This window comes from Streptomyces sp. NPDC031479 (genome assembly GCF_055581065.1).
Window position 1 is genome coordinate 1 of the sequence record NZ_JBVIKC010000001.1, and the last position, 15,345, is coordinate 15,345.

The following is a 15,345-nucleotide window of genomic DNA, read 5'->3' on the forward strand; positions in this document are numbered from 1 at the left end:
GGGTTGGGGGCGACAAGCACAAGGGGGAGGGGTTGGAGGAAAGGGGGGGGGCGGGAGAACAAGAAAGAAGAAAGGAAAAAAAAAAAACGCGCGGGGCCCGGCCCCCCCTCCCCCCCCCCCGGCCCCGCTTCGCCACGACCCTGCTGGTCAGCGGCCTTCGGCCGCCTTGGCCGCAATGTCCGTACGGTGCTGCGAACCGTCGAGCCTGATCCGCGAGACCGCCGTATACGCCTTCTCGCGCGCCTGCGCCAGGTCGGAACCGGTCGCCGTCACCGAGAGCACGCGACCACCCGCGCTGACGACCGCGTCGCCCTCGCGCCGGGTCCCGGCGTGGAGCACGTAGGCGTCGGGCGCGTCCAGGGCCGCCACCTCGGCGAGGCCCTCGATCGGGTCCCCGGTCCGCGGGGTCTCCGGGTAGTTGTGCGAGGCGATGACCACCGTGACGGCGGCGTCGTCGCGCCAGCTGAGCGGCGGCTCGGCGTCCAGGGTGCCGCGGGCGGCGTTCAGCAGGACGCTCGCGAGCGGGGTGCGCAGCCGGGCGAGGACGACCTGGGTCTCCGGGTCGCCGAAGCGGGCGTTGAACTCGATGACCCGGGTGCCGCGGGAGGTGATCGCGAGACCGGCGTAAAGCAGGCCGGAGAAGGGGGTGCCGCGGCGGCGCAGTTCGTCGACGGTGGGCTGGAGGACCAGCTCCATGACCTCGTCGACCAGCTTGGGGTCGGCCCAGGGGAGCGGCGAGTACGCACCCATGCCGCCGGTGTTGGGGCCCTCGTCGCCGTCGAGCGCGCGCTTGAAGTCCTGCGCGGGCTGGAGCGGGAGGACGGTGACGCCGTCGGTGATGGCGAAGAGGGAGACCTCGGGGCCGTCGAGGTACTCCTCGATGACGACCCGGTCGCAGGCCAGCGCGTGGGCGCGGGCGGCGGCCCGGTCCTCGGTGACCACGACGCCCTTGCCGGCCGCGAGACCGTCGTCCTTGACGACGTAAGGGGCGCCGAAGGCGTCGAGCGCCTCGTCGACCTCCTCCGCGGTGGTGCAGACGTAGCTGCGCGCCGTCGGTACCCCGGCGGCGGCCATCACGTCCTTGGCGAAGGCCTTGGAGCCCTCCAGCTGCGCCGCCTCCGCGGAGGGGCCGAAGACGGGGATGCCGACCGCGCGGACGGCGTCGCCGACCCCGGCCACCAGGGGTGCCTCCGGGCCGACGACGACCAGGTCGGCGCCGAGTTCGGTGGCGAGCGCCGCGACCGCGGCGCCGTCGAGGGCGTCGACCGGGCGCAGCTCCGCCACCTCGGCGATGCCGGCGTTGCCGGGGGCGCAGTACAGCGCGGAGACGTCGGGGTCGAGGGACAGAGAGCGGCACAGGGCGTGTTCGCGGGCGCCGCCGCCGATGACGAGGACCTTCACGCCGCCCAGGGTAGCCCGGACGGCGTGGCGCGTTTCGTGCGGCCACCCAACTACAGGGGGCTACTCATTCGTGTATTCCTCCACAACGGTGGCTCCGAGCTCCCTCACGATGAGGTCGTGTCCGGTCAGGGCGCTCTCGACGAGGTCGGGATCGTCCTCCTCGGCGAAGTCGTCCTCGGGGGCGACCGGCGGGGGCGCCTGCTGTACGGGCGGCTGCGGGGCGGGGGCCGACTGCTGGGGCGGCTGGTACTGCTGCTGCGGGGCGGGCGCCTGGGGCTGCTGCGGGGGCGGCTGCGGGGTGTAGGCGGGTGCGGCCGGGGCCCCGTACGAGGACTGCTGGACGGGGGCCGGGCTGCCGCCCCCGCCCGCGCCGACCACGGCGTCGATCTTCCAGTTGACCTGGAACTGCTCGGCCAGCACCGCCTTGAGGACGTCCTCGCTGCCGCTGCTCGCGAAGTTGTCGCGGGCTCCGGGGTTGGGGAAGCCCAGCTGGAGGGTGGTGCCGTCGAAGCCGGTGACCTGGGCGTTCTGGCTGAGCAGGATCCAGGTGAAGCGGCGGCGGTTCTTCACGGCCTCCAGGATGCCGGGCCACATCGCCTGGACCTGCCCGGCGCCCGCGGCCATGCCGGGGGAGGGCGCGGCGACGGGGGCGGCGGCCTGCGCGGGGGCCGCCACGGGGGCGGCGGGCGCGGGCGCCGGGGCCCCGCTGCCGGGGGCGGCGGCGCTGGGCCAGGCCCCGGCGGTGGGCTGCGCGGGGGCGGGTGCGGCCGCGGGGGCGGGCTGCGCGGGGGCGGCGGCCGGCGCGGCGGCACCCGGCCAGGCGCCGGGGGCACCGCTGCCGGGCTGCGCGGCTCCGGGCCAGGCACCGGGGGCGGGCGCGGCGACGGGGGCCGGCGCGGCGACGGGGGCGGGCGCGGCGACGGGGGCGGCAGGGGCGGGCGCGGCGGAGGCGGCCGCAGGCGCGGAGACCGGGGCCGGGACCACGGGCGCCGCCGGAGCGGCCACGGGCGCCGGGGCCTCGTCCGGCACGGGACCCCGTACGGCGGCACGCGCGGCGGCGACCCCGCCGCCCGGCCCGGCCGGGGCCATGCCGTGCGCCTCGGGCGCGGGCACGTACCCCATGGCGGGCGCGGCCGCGGGCGGGGCGGTGAAGGCACCGGCGGCGAAGGCACCGGCGGGGGGCCCGCTGCGCTCCAGCCGGTCCAGCCGGGCCTGGAAGGAGCGCTCGTCGTCGAAGGCGGCCGGGAGCAGCACCCGGGCGCAGATCAGCTCCAGCTGCAGCCGGGGCGAGGTCGCCCCGCGCATCTCGGTGAGCCCGGCGTTGACCAGGTCGGCGGCGCGCGACAGCTCGGCGGCGCCGAAGACGGAGGCCTGGGCCTGCATCCGTTCCACGACGTCGGCGGGGGCGTCGATGAGCCCCTTCTCGCCGGCGTCGGGCACGGCGGCCAGGATCACCAGGTCGCGCAGCCGCTCCAGCAGGTCGGCGACGAAGCGGCGCGGGTCGTTGCCGCCCTCCACCACGCGGTCGACGGCCTCGAAGGCGGCGGCCCCGTCCCCGGCGGCGAAGGCGTCGATGACGGAGTCGAGGAGCGACCCCTCGGTGTAGCCGAGCAGGGAGGTCGCCATGGTGTACGTCACACCCTCGTCGGCGGCGCCGGCCAGCAGCTGGTCCATGACGGACATGGAGTCACGGACCGACCCGGCCCCGGCCCGCACGACGAGCGGCAGCACGCCGTCCTCGACCTTGGCGCCCTCACGGCCGCAGACCTCGCCCAGGTAGTCGCGCAGGGTGCCGGGCGGGACCAGCCGGAAGGGGTAGTGGTGCGTACGCGACCGGATGGTCCCGATGACCTTCTCGGGCTCCGTGGTGGCGAAGATGAACTTGAGGTGCTCCGGCGGCTCCTCGACCACCTTCAGCAGGGCGTTGAAGCCCGCCGAGGTGACCATGTGGGCCTCGTCGATGATGTAGATCTTGTACCGGCTGGACGCGGGCCCGAAGAAGGCCTTCTCGCGCAGGTCACGGGCGTCGTCCACACCACCGTGCGAGGCGGCGTCGATCTCGATGACGTCGATCGATCCCGGGCCGTTCCGCGCCAGGTCGCGGCAGGACTGGCACTCGCCGCACGGATCGGGGGTGGGGCCCTGCTCACAGTTCAGGCAGCGGGCGAGGATGCGCGCGCTGGTCGTCTTTCCGCAGCCGCGCGGCCCGCTGAACAGGTACGCGTGATTGACCCGGTTGTTCCGCAGGGCCTGCATCAGCGGGGCAGTGACATGCTCCTGCCCGATGACCTCGGCGAACGACTCGGGGCGGTAGCGGCGGTACAGCGCAAGGGACGACACGTCTACGAGGTTATCCGGGCCCACCGACATCAGCGGCCCGCCGACGCCCCCGGACCCGCCCCGGAACGCAAAGCGCCCCCCACGCACCCGCCAGAGCCCACTTACCCTTGCTGCCTTCCGGCCCTGGGGGAGTTGGGTGAGATAGCGCCACGTGAGGGGCTGGGCCCCACCCTAGCGGATCCCGGGCCCCGGAATCGACCCGCCCTCCGACCGATCCGCTCACCGGACCCCGCGCCGGCCCCCTCCGGAAACCCAAGATCGGATCGTGTTCGCGAGCACCCCTCAACGTCTTGTATTGTTTGCCGCGGAGGATTCGCCTAGTGGCCTAGGGCGCACGCTTGGAAAGCGTGTTGGGGGCAACCCCTCACGAGTTCGAATCTCGTATCCTCCGCCAGTGCCTCACCGGGCACGTTGTCGAAAAGCCCCGCTGCTCGCAGCGGGGCTTTTCGTTTGCCCCCGCCACCCGGGGGCGGCGGGGGCAGGGAGCAGGGGGCCGGGCCCCGCTAGCCGATGCGGTCCGCGGCCCACTCGGCCCACTCGCGGCGCATGGCGTTGAGGCGGAGGCCGTACTCCAGGGCGATGCGGCCGTGGACCGACAAGGGGTCGTCGCCCCAGTCGATGGACTCCTCCAGGCGGCGCAGGTCCTCGTACTCCCGCTCGGACATGTCCGCGAGCCAGGTGAGGTAGCCCCGCGCCCGCTCCGGGGGGAGCACGTTGAGGAAGAAGACGCGCAGCAGGAGGTCGCTGCGGGTGTTGCACTGAGGTCTCGTCTCGGTGAGCCAGTGGCGCAGTTCGGTCAGGCCCTCGTCGGTGAGGGTGTACTCCTTGCGGCCGCGCGGGCCCTCCGCCGAGACGGTGATCAGGCCGTCGGCGGCCAGCTTGGAGAGCTCCGTGTACATCTGGCTCTGGGTGGCCGGCCAGACGTTGGCCAGTGAGGTCTCGAAGCGCTTGAGCAGGTCGTAACCGCTGGCCGGGCGCTCTGACAGGAGTCCGAGGAGGGCGTGTCGAAGGCTCATGCCCCTCACTTTACCTTCCATCCTTGACATGTCAGTTGTGGAACATCTAACTTCGACATGTCAGAACAGGAATGTCAGGCAGACCGGGGGCCCTTTCGATGTCGTACGTCCGCACCTTCCTCCCGTGGATCGTCTTCGCGGTGTTCCCGTCCGCCCAGTGGCAGTGGGGCGCGCTCGCCGGACTGGTCGCCGCGGTGGCCGTGACCCTCCAGCAGCGCCGGGCCGGGGCCGGCTTCGACGCGCTGATCATCGAGATCGGGTCGGCGGTCTTCTTCGCGGCCCTGGCGGCCATCGCCTTCGCCGATCCGGACTCCGGGGCGCACGCCTACTCCGCGGCCCTCTCCTCGGCCACCCTGGCCCTCATCGCCGGGGGCTCGCTGCTCGTGGGCAAGCCGTTCACCCTCGGCATCGCCAAGCGCACCACTCCCCGCGAGATCTGGGGCCTGAAGCCCTTCGTCCGGGTCAACACCGTCATCACCGGCGTGTGGACCGCCGCCTTCGCGGTCACGGCCGGCGCCCTCGCGGCCCTCGCCCACGCGGGCCAGGGACACTCGGCCTCCGCGACGCTGGTCCAGGCCGCCGGGTTCGTCGTCCCGATGCTCTTCACGGTCCGCTACGTCGCCGCCGTCCAGGCCAAGGCGAAGGGCGGAGAGCGATGAGCACCCCCCGCCACCTCGCCGGCAACTACGCCCCGGTCCGGGAGGAACTCACCTCCCACGACCTCACCGTCACCGGACGGCTCCCCGACGCGCTGACCGGCTGGTACCTGCGCAACGGGCCGAACCCGGCCGACGCCGCCTCCGCCCACTGGTTCTTCGGGGACGGCATGGTCCACGGAGTCCGGCTGGAGGGCGGTCGCGCCGTCTCGTACCGCAACCGCTGGGTGCGCACCAGCACCTTCACCGACGGCGCCCGCGGGTACGACGAGCGGGGTCGCCGCGACCTCACCGCGGGACCGGCCAACACCCATGTCGTGCGGCACGCCGGGCGCACCCTCGCCCTCGTCGAGACGGCCCTGCCGTACGAGCTCTCCCCCGGCCTGGACACCGTCGGCCCGTACGACTTCGGCGGGAGGCTGACCACCGCGATGACCGCGCACCCCAAGGCCTGCCCCGTCACCGGGGAGCTGCACTTCTTCGGCTACGGGATCACGGAGGCCCCGTACCTCACCTACCACCGGGCGGACGCCTCGGGCGAGTTGACGCTCAGCAGGCCGGTCGAGGTGCCCGGCCCGACGATGATGCACGACTTCGCCCTCACCGCCGGGCACGTGGTCTTCATGGACCTGCCCGTGGTGTTCGACCTCGGCCTCGTCGGCCAGGGGATGCCCTACCGCTGGGACGACGGCTACGGGGCGCGGCTGGGGCTGCTGCGCCGCGACGACCCGCACGGGCGGGTGCGGTGGTTCGACATCGACCCCTGCTACGTGTTCCACACGCTCAACGCGTACGACGCGCCGGACGGGACGGTCGTCGTGCACGGCATGCGCTACCCGGAGCTGGGGCGGCGCGCGGCGGACGGGTCCGTCGACGAGGACCAGCAGGCCGTGCTCTGGAAGTGGACGGCCGATCCGGCCACGGGGACCGTCCGGGAGGAGCAGTGCGACGACCGGCCCGGCGAGTTCCCCCGGGTGGACGACCGGCTGACCGGGCTGGACGCGGCGTTCGGCCACGTGACCTGCGGCAGCGCCCTGGTCCGCTACGACCTGCGGACCGGCGCCTCGGCCTCCCACGACTTCGGTCCGGGGCGCACGCCGGGCGAGGCCGCGTTCGCCCCGGCCGACGCGGACGGGGGCGGGCCGGGCTGGCTGATGACCTACGTCCACGACGCCCGCACCGACCGCAGCGACCTGGTCGTCCTGGACGCGGACGACCTCGCGGCACCGCCGGTCGCCACCGTCCACCTCCCGGCCCGCGTGCCGCACGGCTTCCACGGCAACTGGCTGGCCGACCCCGAGGGCTGAGACCCGGGGGCCGGGGCTCAGGGGAGGGCGCGGCGCAGGGAGGCCGGGGTGGTGAACAGGTGCGTGTGGAGGCCCTGGGCCCGGGCGGCGCGGAGGTTCTCCTCGCGGTCGTCCACGAAGAGGATCCGGCCGGGTTCGAGGCCGAGCGCGCACAGGGCCCAGGCGTAGGCCTCCGGTTCGGGTTTGGCGTGGCCGATCCGGCAGGAGAGGGCGCGGACCCGGAAGTGGCCGAGCCAGGGGTGGTGGCGCTCGTAGTGGGCGGCGAGGTCCTCGGGGATGTTCGACAGGAGCGCGATCGTCCGGCCGCTCGCGGCGAGTTCCCCGATCAGGTCCACCATCTCCTCGTCGACGGCGCTCCAGCTCGCGGTGTCGGCCTCGACCAGGGCGGCGGTGCGGCGCGCGTCGAAGCGGACGCCGAGGGCCCCGGCGACGGCGCGCCAGTACTCGGGGCCGGTGAGGTCTCCCCGGTCGTAGGGCGGGCGCAGGGACCAGTACGCGTCCCGGAACACCGGGGCGGGCACGCCGGCGGTGGCGACGAGCCGGGCCCACCCCTCGGGGGACTGGTGGCGGGCGATGACGCCGAAGAGGTCGAACAGCACCGTGTCGGGGCTCGCGGGAGTCGAGGGGCTCGCGGGAGTCGAGGGGCTCGCGGGAGTCGCCGGGTTCAGGGGAGTCGCCGGGTTCACGGGGTTCACGCCTTCCGTACGGTGACGCCCGCGGCCGTCAGCGCCCCGGTCTCCCCGTCCGGGGCGTCCTCGCCGGTCACGACGGCGTGCAGCCGGGACGCCGGGGTCACGTGGGCCAGGGCGGTACGGGAGAGCTTGGCGGGTTCGGCGACGGCGATGACGCGGCGGGACGACGCGATGGCCGCGCGCTTGACGGCGGCGTCGGCCAGGTCGTAGGCGGTCAGGCCGGCGGCGGCGGTCAGCCCGCAGCAGCCGATGATCGCGGTGTCGAAGCGCAGGGCGGCGAGGGAGGCCTCGGTCAGCGGGCCGGTCAGGGAGAGCTCCCCGCGGCGCGGCTGGCCGCCGGGCAGCAGCAGCGTCAACCGCGGGGCGTCCGCGAGGGCGTTGGCCGCGTGCAGGGACAGCGGCATCACGGTGAGGCGCCGGTGGTGCAGGGCGCGCGCCACCTCCAGGCAGGTGGTCCCGCTGTCCACGACGACCGATTCCCCGTCCGCGATCAGCGCGGCGGCCTCGGCCGCGATGCGCCGCTTGACCTCCAGGCCCTCCTGGGCGCGCAGGGCGAAGGGGGGTTCCTCGCCGCGCAGCAGCAGGCTGCGGGCGCCGCCGCGGTAGCGCTCCAGCACGCCCTGTTCGGCCAGGGCCTCCAGGTCTCGCCGGATCGTCATCTCGGAGGCGCCGGTGAGCTCGGCCAGCTCCAGGACGCTGCGGCTGCCGCTCTCGCGCACCGCGTCGGTGATCTGCCTCAGTCGGTCTGCACTCATATCCCCCATTCAACACCTCTGATGTTCGAAGAGCAAGATTCCGAACATGAATCATGTTTGTTATGTTCGAACGCATGGAGACTTCCCTGCGGAACGGGCGACGGGCCACCTTCGCCTTCTTCCTCCTCAACGGCTTCCTCATGGGCATGTGGATCGTTCACATCCCCGTCGTGGAACAGCGCACGGGCATCGGCCACGCGGAGCTCGGCAGGCTCCTCCTCCTCCTGGGCGCCGGGGCCTTCCTCGGCATGCGCCTGGCCGGGCCGCTCACCGACCGCCTCGGCGCCCGCAGGGTCCTCCCGGCGAGCGCGGCCCTGTGCGGCGCGGCCGTCGTCCTGCCGGGCCTGGCCGGCGGCGCCCCCGGCCTGGGTGCGGCCCTGCTGCTGCTCGGGATCGGCAACGGCACCCTGGACGTGAGCATGAACGCCCACGCCGTCGAGGTGGAGCGCGGCTACGGCAGGCCCCTCATGTCCGCCTTCCACGCCGCGTTCTCCGTCGGCGGGGTGCTCGCCGCGGTGGCGGGCGCCCTGGTGCTCGACCGGGGCTGGAGCCCGGCCGCCGTGCTGGGGGCCACCGCGGCCGGGAGCCTCGTCGTCACGGCGGGCGCCACCCGGCTCCTGCTGCCCCGCGCCCCCGCGGACACCCCCTCCGGCCCGGCCGGAGCCGGCCCGCTCTCCGGCGGTCCGGCCACCGGCGGTGCCGTCGCCACGGCCCGCCGCACCGCGTCCCCGCGCCGCATCCGGATCCTGGCCGGTCTCGCGTTCCTGCTCATGCTCTGCGAGGGAGTCGCCAACGACTGGAGCACCCCGCACCTGCGGGACGTCCTCGGCGCGCCCGCCGGCACCGCCGCCCTCGCCTACGGGGCCTTCGCCACCGCCATGACCGCCGGACGGATGCTCGCCGACCGGGTGTCGGGGCGCCTCGGCCCGGCGGCCGTCCTGCGCGCCGGCTCGGCCGTCGCCGCGGCGGGCCTGGCCCTGGCCGCGCTCGCCCCCGACGTCCCGGTGGCCCTGACCGGGTGGGCCGTGCTGGGCGCGGGCCTGTCCGGCTGCGTCCCCCAGCTCTTCAGTGCCGCGGGCCACGCCGACCCGGCCGCCGCCGGGGCCAACGTCGCCCGGGTCGCGGGCCTCGGCTACCTCGGGATGCTCGCCGGACCGGCGGTGATCGGCCCGCTGACCCACCTCGTCCCGCTCGGCCCCGCGCTGTTGCTGCCGGTCGCGCTGTGCCTGGTGGTCTGCGCCGCCTCCGGGGTCCTCGCGGGGGAGCACCCGTCGCGGACCCCCTGACCGGCGGCGGCCCCTGACCGGCGGCGGGCCCGCCCGGCGCGGTGCCGTCGAACGCCCCTGACCTCTCGGCATGCTGAAGGCATGGATCACAGCAGCTCCGAACGGCCGGAATCACCGACCCGGGACTACTCCGGGGCCGTCTACGGCTCGCTCCTCGCCGCCTCGGTCATCGCCACGGCGGGCACGCTGGGTCCCTTCCCCCGGCTCCAGCTCGTGGTCATGCTGCTCACCACCGGCCTGGTCTTCTGGGTCACGCACGTCTACGTCCGCGTCGTCGGCGACCGGCTGACCCATCAGGCGCTGTCGTGGGAGATGGTCCGCCGCGAGGGCCGCCGGGAATGGCCGATCGCCGGGGTCGCGATCCCGCCGGCCGTCGCCGTGCTGGTGGGCCCGGTCCTGGGACTCGGCCCCGAGGGCACCGGATGGCTCGCCCTCTGCGTCGCCCTCGGCGAGCAGATCGGCTGGGCCACCGTGGGCCTCGTCAGGATCGGCGCCCACGGCCGTCTGATCGCCTTCACCGCCGTGGTCAACCTCTTCATGGGGCTGCTCCTGGTGGCCGCGAAGGTCCTGGTCAAGCACTGAGGCCGGGAGCCGTACGGCTACGGGTTCTTCGCGCGGGGCTGGGTGTCCGGGATCCGCTGGGTGAAGAACAGGGCGACGACCGCGGCGAGGGCGAGGACGGCGAGCGCGGCGCGCAGGCCGTCGAGCCGCGCGGCGGCGTTCGTTTCGAGGACGGCCCCGGCCACTTCCGGGCTGAGGCCTGCCTGGTCGAGGGCGGTCTCCAGCTGCGCGTCCGACAGGAAGGGGACGCCGCTGGCCAGTTCGACGGAGGCCTGGCTCTTGACCTCGGTGGGGACCGCCGGGTTCTGCTGGACGCCGGCCAGGAACGAGCTCGTCATGACACCGATCAGGATCGACCCGGCGAGCGCCGTGCCGATGGAGGCACCGAGGTTGGTCACGGCGTTCTGGACGCCGCCGACCTCCGCGCTCTTCTCGTCCGGCACGGCGGACACCGTGACCGAGCCCAGCTGGGACGCCAGCGCGCCCATGCCGAGGCCGATCAGCAGCAGCGGGACCGTGACGACCTCCGCCCCCGCGTCCGCGTCGAGCGCGGCCATCAGGACCACCGCGCCCGCGAGCAGCGAGAGGGTCCCGAGCCGCACCACCCGGCGCGGTGAGACGTCCGGGAGCAGCTTCGGGATCAGGATCGCGGCGGCCAGCAGCGTCAGCGAGAGGGGCAGGATGCGGGCGCCGGTCTGGAGCGCGGACAGGCCGAGGGCGACCGACAGGTAGAGGGGTACGACGAAGAACACGCCCATCTGCACGAGGTACTGGAAGAAGAACATCGTCAGACCGCCCGTGAGCTGGCGGTTGCGCAGTAGCTCCGGTTCCACCAGCGGCTCCTTGTGCCGCTTGACCATGCCGCCCTCCCAGCGCAGGAAGAGCCAGACCAGGAACAGGCCGGCCAGCATCATCCACACGACCATCGAGACACCGAGCCAGGAGGGGGCGTCGGGCTTCGGCCGGAACCATCCCCACTCGTCCGAGCGCAGGACTCCGTAGACGAAGATCCCGAGACCGAGGGCGCAGATCACGCTGCCGACGAGGTCGAAGCGGGGGCGGGTGCCGGCCGGGGCGTCCGCGATGCGCCGGGCGAGCACCAGGATGGCGAGCACGATGGCGACCTCGCCGGCGAAGACCCAGCGCCAGGAGAAGTACGTCGTGGCGACGCCGCCGATGAGCGGTCCGACCGCGATCGCCACGGCTCCCGCGGCCGTCACGAGCCCGTAGGCGGCGGCCCGGCGTTCCACGCCGAAGTTGCCGGCCACCAGGGCGACGATCGCGGGCAGGATCAGCGCCGCTCCCACGCCCTCCAGGAACGACCAGCCGATCAGGAGGACGGTCAGGTTCGGGGCGAGCGCGGTGGTCAGGGAGCCGCAGCCGTAGATGACGCAGCCGATCAGGAACGCGCGCTTGCGGCCGATGATCGCGCCGACCTTGCCGCCGGGGATCATGAACATGGCCATCACGAGGGTGTAGGCCGTGATCGCGCCCTGGATCCCGGTCACGGTGGTGCCGACGTCCGCCGCCACCGTCGCGATCGAGACGTTCATGACGGAGCTGTCGAGCGCCATCAGGAACTGTCCCGCCGCGAGCGTGATCAGGACCACCCGCCCCGTGGTCGTGGTCTTCGGAGTACCCGCCGCGGTTCCCATGGCCGGATCGTCCCAGGGGCTCCGCAGGACGGCACCCCGACCCGCCGCCGGGTTACGCCGGTTGGCGGTGGGGGAGGTTCCCCACCGCCTCCGTGTGCCCGCTCCGCCCTACGGGGCTCAGCGCGCGCCCGCCGCGACCTCCTCGGCCGTCTCCGCCGGGGCCTGCGCCGGGGCGGCGGCCCCCTCGCGGTCCCGCATCAGGACCAGGGCCAGTCCGGCGGCGGCCAGGACGCCCAGGGCCGCGGCGCCGAAGGTGGCCGACATGGCGGAGGTGAAGGCGGACCGCGCGGCGTCGGCCAGGGCCGGGTCGGTCAGGGCTGCGGCGACCGAGTGCCGGGCGGTGTCCGGGGCGGAGGCGGGCATCGAGCCGCCGTAGACGCTGCTGAGCAGGGCCCCGAGGACGGCCACGCCGAGGGCGGCGCCGGCCTGCTGGACGGTGTCGTTGAGGGCGGAGCCGACACCGGCGTGCTCCTCGGGGACGGCGCCCATCAGGGCGGCGGTGGCGGCGGGCATCGCCAGGCCGCCACCGATGCCCATGACCGTCATGGCGGCGCACAGCGGCCAGAAGCCGTCGCCGGCCTCCAGGGTGGCCAGGAGCCCGAAGCCGGCGGCGATCACGGCCAGGCCGACGGCGGTCATGATCCGGTTGCCGACCTTGTTGCCCAGGGTGGCGCCGAGGCCGTTGAAGAGCAGGGTGGCGACGGCGAGCGGGGTGAAGGCGAGGCCGGTCTCGGTGGGGCTGTAGCCGCCGACGAACTGGAGGTACTGGGTCAGGACCAGCATCAGGCCGCCGTTGGCGAAGGTGAGCAGGACCAGGGAGAAGCTGGCGCCGCTGAACATCCGGTCGCGGAAGAGGTCGAGGGGGACCATCGGCGAGTCGGTGCGCAGCTCGTGGACCGTGAAACCGGCGAGGGCGAGCACCGCAACGGCGGCGTAGACGGTCAGGCCGTCCTGGGGGAAGACGATGATGGCCCAGATCAGGGCGGTCATCCCGGTGACGGACAGGGCCATGCCCGCGAAGTCGGGCTTGCGCCAGGGGCCCTTGGACTCGGGCATCAGGATCAGCGCGGCGGCGATGGCGATCAGGGCGATCGGAACGTTCATCAGGAAGACGGCGCCCCACCAGAAGTGGGCGATGAGCACGCCGCCGAGCGCGGGGCCGCCGACCATGCCGAGGACGGCGACCGCGCCCCAGGCGGAGATGGCCTTGCGGCGCTCCTCCTCGTCGAAGACGGTGATCAGGATCGAGAGGGTGCTCGGCATCACGAGGGCGCCGCCGATGCCCATGACCACGCGTCCGGCGATGAGCTGGGCCGGGGAGTCGGCGTAGGCGGCGAGGAGGGAGGCGATCCCGAAGAGCGCGAGTCCGATCACCATCACCCGGCGGCGGCCGAAGCGGTCGGAGAGGCTGCCCGCGGTGAGCAGGAGTCCGGCGAAGACCAGGATGTAGGACTCGATGATCCACTGGATGGCTTCGGCCCCGGCGCCCAGGTCCTCGGCGATCGGCGGGATCGACACGGTCAGCACCATGTTGTCGACGACCAGTACGAGCGTGCTCAGGCAGAGCACGATCAGGATGAGCCAGCGGCGCGGGTTGCGTGCCGCCCCGCCCGTGGTGATCCCGTCCAGCGCGTCCATGGTGGTCCCTTCCCCTTCTCCCACACTGCTGCGTACACCGTTCGCCCGGTGTCGTGAACAACGTACGCTGACGCGTACAGCGTTCGCAACCCCTTCCGGGGCACCCGGGCGTGGATAAGCTGCGCGCGTGCCGTCGTACTCGATCGGGCAGGCCGCGGGCCTGCTGCGCGTGAGCCCCGAAACCGTGCGCCGCTGGGCCGACGCGGGGCGGCTGCCCGCGCTGCGGACTCCGGACGGGACCCGCGTGGTGGACGGCGCGGCGCTCGCCGCCTTCGCCAAGGAACGGGCCACGGGCCTGCACCCCCTGCCCGAAACGGCCGCCGCCACCTCCGTCCGCAACGCCTTCGCGGGGATCGTCACCGCGGTACGGGTCGACGAGGTGACGGCCCAGGTGGACATCCAGTCGGGCCCGCACCGGATCGTCTCCCTCGTGACCCGGGAATCGGTGGAACAGCTGGGCATCGCGGTCGGGGTCAGCGTCACCGCCCGCGTGAAGTCCACGGAAGTGCACGTGGACGTCCCCTGAGGCGGCCGGGCCCACCGGGCCCGGCCGCCTAGGGGGACCCCGCCGGGGGCTAACCGCAGCGCAGGGCCGCGTACAGGTCCAGCTTGTGGTCCAGTCGGGACAGGTCGCGGCCGGTCAGGGCCTCCACCCGCTCGATCCGGTAGTGCACCGTGTTCACGTGCAGGTGGAGGACCTCCGCCGTACGCGCCCACGAGCAGTTGTTGGCCAGGAAGACCTCCAGGGTCTCCCGCAGCATTCCGTCGCCGAGCGGCCCCAGCGTCCGCGCGCCGTAGACGCCGCGCACCTCCGGCGGCACCCCGGCCAGCAGTTCCGCCAGGGTGTCCAGCTGCTCGACGGCCCGTACGGGGCTCTCCGCGCCCGCCGCCGTGAGCGTGAACAGCGCCTGGTTCAGGGAGGCCCGCAGCTGCTCCGGCCCCGCCGCCCGCGCGCCCGCGCCCAGGCGCAGGTCCTCGTCCGGGCCCCCGCACGCCTGGAGCAGCGGCCACACGCCGCGCAGCCCGGCGGTGGGGTCGGCCCCCGCGTCCGGGTCCTCGTAGAGCACGGCGGCGGAGTCCCCGACGGCGCACCGGACGCCCTCCAGGTGCCCCAGCGCCTCGGCCAGCGCGTCGCCGGAGGTGGCGGCGAGCACCCGGTAGGGCCCGCTCGTGGGCAGTCCGGCGGAGGTCAGCGCCTCCTCCAGGGCCGCCGGGTCGGCGTCCTGCGCCAGCAGGGAGACCAGCGCCTGCCCGGCGGCCCGCCCGGCGGCGGCGCGGCGGGCGTGCCCGTCGCGGTACTGGGCGAGGACCTCGGCGATCTCGTGGAGCACCCGCGGGGGCGCCGCGTCCGCGTCGGGCAGGTACAGCTGCCAGGCGTCGTACGGGGAACTGTCGGACTCGACGCGCAGCGACAGCCCGTCCCGCGCGGGGGCCGCACGCTGTGCGGGGATCACCGGCGCCGAAGGGGTGCGCGCCACGGTGCGACCGCTCGCGGTCAGCACGTAGCAGGGCACCTTGCCCAGGTGGGCGCAGGCCCGGTCGAGGAGTTCGTCGGGGCCGGCCCCGCTCTCCAGGAGCCGGCTCAGCTCGGCGCGCACGTTCTCGGGGAGCGCGAAGGTCCGGGTCGGGCGGCGGCTGAGGTCGCCCCACTGGCGCAGGTAGACGGCCTCGGTGACGGTCCGGAAGCTGGTCCGCGCCGGGACGGCCACCAGCGGCACCCGGTAGGCCCGGCAGGCGGCGACGAGATCGTCGGGGATCCCTCCGTGGGTCTCCTCACCCGCGAAGAGGGCGGTGGCCCCGGCCCCGGCGAGCGCCGAGACGAAGCGGTCCACCTTCCTCGGGTCACCCTCCTGCCACCACACGAGTCCACTGAGCACCAGCTCCCCGGGGCCCAGGAAACGGCCCGGGTCCTCCAGGTCGGTGGCGGTGACCCCGCTGACCTCATGGCCGAGAAGGGCCTCCTCACCCCAGAGCAGTGTGAGACCGAGGTTGTCGGACTGGAGCAGGTCGAGGACGTGCATGGCAGGGACTCCTTGCG

At 74.2% G+C, this 15,345-nt stretch carries 13 protein-coding genes, 1 tRNA gene and 1 other RNA gene; 6 read left to right on the forward strand and 9 right to left on the reverse strand.

The annotated features are described in order from the left end of the window. Positions 1 to 147 precede the first annotated feature (147 nt). The 3 genes from purD to ffs form a co-directional block, all read right to left on the reverse strand. Positions 148 to 1,401, reverse strand: coding sequence for a phosphoribosylamine--glycine ligase (purD, locus tag ACZ5D2_RS00005; protein WP_371677509.1), 1,254 nt, complete (start codon positions 1,399 to 1,401; stop codon positions 148 to 150). Between the two features lie 60 nt (positions 1,402 to 1,461). Then, positions 1,462 to 3,741, reverse strand: coding sequence for a DNA polymerase III subunit gamma and tau (locus ACZ5D2_RS00010; protein ID WP_371677510.1), 2,280 nt, complete (start codon positions 3,739 to 3,741; stop codon positions 1,462 to 1,464). 65 nt (positions 3,742 to 3,806) lie between these two features. Next, an RNA gene (gene ffs / locus ACZ5D2_RS00015) (signal recognition particle sRNA small type) lies at positions 3,807 to 3,905 on the reverse strand. Between the two features lie 142 nt (positions 3,906 to 4,047). Here ffs and ACZ5D2_RS00020 point away from each other — a divergent pair. Further along, positions 4,048 to 4,135, forward strand: a tRNA-Ser gene (locus ACZ5D2_RS00020). 109 nt (positions 4,136 to 4,244) lie between these two features. Here ACZ5D2_RS00020 and ACZ5D2_RS00025 read toward each other — a convergent pair. Further along, on the reverse strand, positions 4,245 to 4,757 hold the full coding sequence (locus ACZ5D2_RS00025; RefSeq protein WP_468926059.1) for a PadR family transcriptional regulator: 513 nt from the start codon (positions 4,755 to 4,757) through the stop codon (positions 4,245 to 4,247). Positions 4,758 to 4,855: 98 nt separating this feature from the next. Here ACZ5D2_RS00025 and ACZ5D2_RS00030 point away from each other — a divergent pair, with 98 nt between their 5' ends. Continuing rightward, positions 4,856 to 5,416: a hypothetical protein gene (locus ACZ5D2_RS00030; protein ID WP_468926062.1), complete on the forward strand. Its 561-nt coding sequence runs from the start codon at positions 4,856 to 4,858 to the stop codon at positions 5,414 to 5,416. After that, positions 5,413 to 6,720 (forward strand): carotenoid oxygenase family protein, encoded by a 1,308-nt coding sequence (locus tag ACZ5D2_RS00035; RefSeq protein ID WP_371677513.1) that lies wholly within the window; start codon positions 5,413 to 5,415, stop codon positions 6,718 to 6,720. Before ACZ5D2_RS00030 ends, ACZ5D2_RS00035 begins: the two co-directional genes overlap by 4 nt. Positions 6,721 to 6,737: 17 nt before the next feature. On the opposite strand, the gene ACZ5D2_RS00040 is transcribed toward ACZ5D2_RS00035, so the two are convergent. Together ACZ5D2_RS00040 and ACZ5D2_RS00045 are read right to left on the reverse strand one after the other, a co-directional pair. Then, positions 6,738 to 7,406: an HAD family hydrolase gene (locus tag ACZ5D2_RS00040; RefSeq protein ID WP_468926066.1), complete on the reverse strand. Its 669-nt coding sequence runs from the start codon at positions 7,404 to 7,406 to the stop codon at positions 6,738 to 6,740. A gap of 5 nt (positions 7,407 to 7,411) precedes the next feature. Further along, entirely contained in the window at positions 7,412 to 8,167 is a 756-nt protein-coding gene (locus tag ACZ5D2_RS00045; RefSeq protein WP_371677515.1) for a DeoR/GlpR family DNA-binding transcription regulator, read from the reverse strand. 74 nt (positions 8,168 to 8,241) lie between these two features. Between ACZ5D2_RS00045 and ACZ5D2_RS00050 the strand changes: the two genes are divergently transcribed. After that, the gene (locus tag ACZ5D2_RS00050; protein ID WP_371677516.1) at positions 8,242 to 9,453 is read left to right on the forward strand and encodes an MFS transporter; all 1,212 of its coding nucleotides are present in this window, start codon (positions 8,242 to 8,244) and stop codon (positions 9,451 to 9,453) included. 81 nt (positions 9,454 to 9,534) lie between these two features. After that, positions 9,535 to 10,035, forward strand: coding sequence for a hypothetical protein (locus tag ACZ5D2_RS00055; protein WP_371677517.1), 501 nt, complete (start codon positions 9,535 to 9,537; stop codon positions 10,033 to 10,035). Between the two features lie 17 nt (positions 10,036 to 10,052). Here ACZ5D2_RS00055 and ACZ5D2_RS00060 read toward each other — a convergent pair whose 3' ends face one another. Then, positions 10,053 to 11,669, reverse strand: a complete 1,617-nt coding sequence (locus tag ACZ5D2_RS00060; RefSeq protein WP_468926071.1) for an MFS transporter — start codon at positions 11,667 to 11,669, stop codon at positions 10,053 to 10,055. 117 nt (positions 11,670 to 11,786) lie between these two features. Beyond that, positions 11,787 to 13,307: an MFS transporter gene (locus ACZ5D2_RS00065; RefSeq protein WP_468926073.1), complete on the reverse strand. Its 1,521-nt coding sequence runs from the start codon at positions 13,305 to 13,307 to the stop codon at positions 11,787 to 11,789. 127 nt (positions 13,308 to 13,434) lie between these two features. On the opposite strand from ACZ5D2_RS00065, the gene ACZ5D2_RS00070 reads away from it, so the two are divergent. After that, positions 13,435 to 13,833: a TOBE domain-containing protein gene (locus ACZ5D2_RS00070; protein ID WP_371677520.1), complete on the forward strand. Its 399-nt coding sequence runs from the start codon at positions 13,435 to 13,437 to the stop codon at positions 13,831 to 13,833. 49 nt (positions 13,834 to 13,882) lie between these two features. Here ACZ5D2_RS00070 and ACZ5D2_RS00075 read toward each other — a convergent pair whose 3' ends face one another. Further along, positions 13,883 to 15,328 carry a PucR family transcriptional regulator gene (locus ACZ5D2_RS00075; RefSeq protein ID WP_371677521.1) on the reverse strand — a complete coding sequence of 482 codons (1,446 nt, stop codon included), beginning with the start codon at positions 15,326 to 15,328 and terminating at the stop codon, positions 13,883 to 13,885. Positions 15,329 to 15,345: the final 17 nt, after the last annotated feature.

What these genes read in the sequence shown, in the direction of transcription:
- ACZ5D2_RS00030 (WP_468926062.1), top strand. Translation starts at nt 4,856, where the DNA reads ATGTCGTACGTCCGCACCTTCCTCCCGTGGATCGTCTTCGCGGTGTTC.
- ACZ5D2_RS00025 (WP_468926059.1), bottom strand. Translation starts at nt 4,757, where the DNA reads ATGAGCCTTCGACACGCCCTCCTCGGACTCCTGTCAGAGCGCCCGGCC.
- ACZ5D2_RS00035 (WP_371677513.1), top strand. Translation starts at nt 5,413, where the DNA reads ATGAGCACCCCCCGCCACCTCGCCGGCAACTACGCCCCGGTCCGGGAG.
- ACZ5D2_RS00075 (WP_371677521.1), bottom strand. Translation starts at nt 15,328, where the DNA reads ATGCACGTCCTCGACCTGCTCCAGTCCGACAACCTCGGTCTCACACTG.
- ACZ5D2_RS00065 (WP_468926073.1), bottom strand. Translation starts at nt 13,307, where the DNA reads ATGGACGCGCTGGACGGGATCACCACGGGCGGGGCGGCACGCAACCCG.
- ACZ5D2_RS00050 (WP_371677516.1), top strand. Translation starts at nt 8,242, where the DNA reads ATGGAGACTTCCCTGCGGAACGGGCGACGGGCCACCTTCGCCTTCTTC.
- ACZ5D2_RS00055 (WP_371677517.1), top strand. Translation starts at nt 9,535, where the DNA reads ATGGATCACAGCAGCTCCGAACGGCCGGAATCACCGACCCGGGACTAC.
- ACZ5D2_RS00045 (WP_371677515.1), bottom strand. Translation starts at nt 8,167, where the DNA reads ATGAGTGCAGACCGACTGAGGCAGATCACCGACGCGGTGCGCGAGAGC.
- ACZ5D2_RS00060 (WP_468926071.1), bottom strand. Translation starts at nt 11,669, where the DNA reads ATGGGAACCGCGGCGGGTACTCCGAAGACCACGACCACGGGGCGGGTG.